Below are 2,248 nucleotides of genomic sequence, written 5' to 3' on the forward strand. Positions count from 1 at the left end.
CCTCCAAGCTTTCGGGACAAGCGTGGCAGGGCTTGAGCCCGAGCAACAACGGCGCCTCGCTGCCCTTGCCGACGGACTTGCCCAGCCGGAGTATCGGGCTCGCGCCCTGGCAGCACTATTGCCTTAGGATGTAAGACAGTCCGAATCCGCAACAGCAGTTCGAAATCCTCGCCTACCCTCTCTGAGAAGATGCCGTGAATGCACATATTGCGCCTCTCTGGCTTTGAGGGCGTCATGGCGGCGCCTTCAGGGGTAACAGCTGAACAGCCTTGCGCCGGGTGACACCGGGCTTCTTGAGTTCGACCGTAAGATCGGCACAGTTCGATTCGATTCGCCGTCTCGTTGTTTGACGCCGTTGCTAACCGCATCGTCGGTTAGCACCCTTGGCAAAGCCAGCTCGATCCAACCCCACTGCGCGCTCCAGATTGTCCTGCGCGTCAATCTCGACCAACCCGAACGCGACGAACTCACTGCGATGCTGCGTAGCGGTAAGCGTCCGGCGCGCAAACTCAATCGGGCCCAGATCCTGCTCGCCGCCGACGCGGGCGAGACGACGACATCATCGCGACAATGGTGGTTGTCGGCGGCTCCAGGTGGCACGTCTATTGCTGATGATCTCATTGAGTTTGTCGTCCCACAGGAGGTGAGTTGTGAGGGGCATTGAGGAGCGGGGCAAGGCGCCCATCTCGGTATTTAGCGCCATGGAAGGTAGCATCACGGACGATTCTTCCGCCGGGCCGGCGGTTGGCGTTGAAGGACCGGGCCAATCATCCTGTTCTGTGGTGGAGCAGACGCGCGGTGAGCCGCAAGCATCGAGCGTTTCCCCCCAGCCCAGCAGTAGCGTCCTTCATCTGCAGCCGGAACTGCTCGGTGAGATTGCCGAGCGGCTCAGCCCGATCGGTCTGCTGATGATGTCGCAGACAAATCAACAGCTGCGCGTCGCCACCATGGTGATCGTACCTCAAGAAAGCCGCCAAAGGGCTATCCGGGTTCAAGCCATCTGGAACAAGTTGACGGAGCCCCAGCCAGGTGTCGACCCCTCTGCCGTGTTGATGCATCCCAGCGTGATCCAATCCCTCGCGCCCAACTTGAATTGCCTCACCACAGTGCAGCAGCAGCGCCTCGTCGCGCTCGTCGAGGGGCTTGCCGAGCCGCTGTATCGCGCCTCGGCTCTATGGGGCCTCGGAGAGGGCGTGGCGGGGCTTGCGCCCGAGCTCCAACTCCGTCTCGTTGCGCTCGCCGAGGGACTTGACCAGCCCTTCGATCGGGTTTCGGCCCTATGGGGCCTCGGAAGGGGCGCTGCAGGGCTTGCGCCCGCCCTGCAGCAGCGTCTCGTCCTCCTCGCCGAAGGATTTAACTGCCCCTGGCATCGCGCCGCGGCCCTGGAGGCCCTCGGACCAGGTGTGGCAGGTCTTGTGCCCGCCCTGCAGAAGCGTCTCGTCCTCCTCGCCGAGAGGCTCGACCAGCCCTTCGATCGTGCTTCGGCCCTGAGGGGCTTGGGAAAGGGTGCAGGAGCGCTTGCGCCCGCCCTGCAACAACGTCTCGTCCTCCTCGCCGAAGAACTGGGTGAACCCGGATATCGCGCCACGGCCCTGAAAGGCCTCGGAGCGGGTGTGGCAGGGCTTGCGCCAGAGCTCCAACAGCGTCTCGTCGTCCTCGCTGAAGGACTTGATGACCCCTCGCATCGCGCCTCGGCCCTGGAGGGCCTCGGAACGGGCGTGGCGGAGCTTGAGCCCGCCTTGCGACAGCGTCTCGTCCTCCTCGCCGAGGGGCTCGTCGACCCTAGGCATCGCGCCGCAGCCCTGGAGGGTCTCGGAACGGGTGTGGGAGGGCTCGCGCCCGCCCTGCAGCAGCGTCTCGTCCTCCTTGCCGAGGGACTTGAGGACCCGCAGCATCGCGCCTTGGTACTCGGGGCTCTCGGAAAGGGCGCGGCAGGGCTTGAGCCCGTCCTACAGCAGCGTCTCGTCGCCCTCGCCGAGGGGTTCGACCAGCCCTGGGACTGCGCCTCGGCTTTATGGTGCTTCGGAGCGGGCGTGGCAGGGCTAGCGCCCGCCCTGCAGCAGCGTCTCGTCCTCCTCGCCGAGGGACTTGACCTCCCCAGGCATCGCGCCTCGGCCCTATGGGGCTTGGGAAAGGGCGTGGCAGGGCTTGCGCCCGCCCTGCAGCAGCGTCTCGTCCTCCTCGCCGAGGGACTTGACCGCCCCAAGCATCGCGCCATAGTCCTGAAGGGACTGGGAGAGGGTGTAGC

The 2,248-nt window shown here is 65.2% G+C and carries 2 protein-coding genes; one reads left to right on the forward strand and one right to left on the reverse strand.

Translation table 11 applies throughout. The annotated features are described in order from the left end of the window. Positions 1-1,277 precede the first annotated feature (1,277 nt). Positions 1,278-1,895, reverse strand: a complete 618-nt coding sequence (locus EOA60_RS29530; protein WP_127335393.1) for a hypothetical protein — start codon at positions 1,893-1,895, stop codon at positions 1,278-1,280. A 138-nt stretch (positions 1,896-2,033) separates the two neighbouring features. Here EOA60_RS29530 and EOA60_RS38420 point away from each other — a divergent pair. Continuing rightward, positions 2,034-2,248 (forward strand): hypothetical protein (locus EOA60_RS38420; RefSeq protein WP_206628314.1); only part of this gene is annotated, 215 nt, incomplete at its 3' end.

It is taken from the genome of Mesorhizobium sp. M1A.F.Ca.IN.020.06.1.1 (assembly GCF_004023265.1).
Classification (GTDB): Bacteria; Pseudomonadota; Alphaproteobacteria; order Rhizobiales; family Rhizobiaceae; genus Mesorhizobium.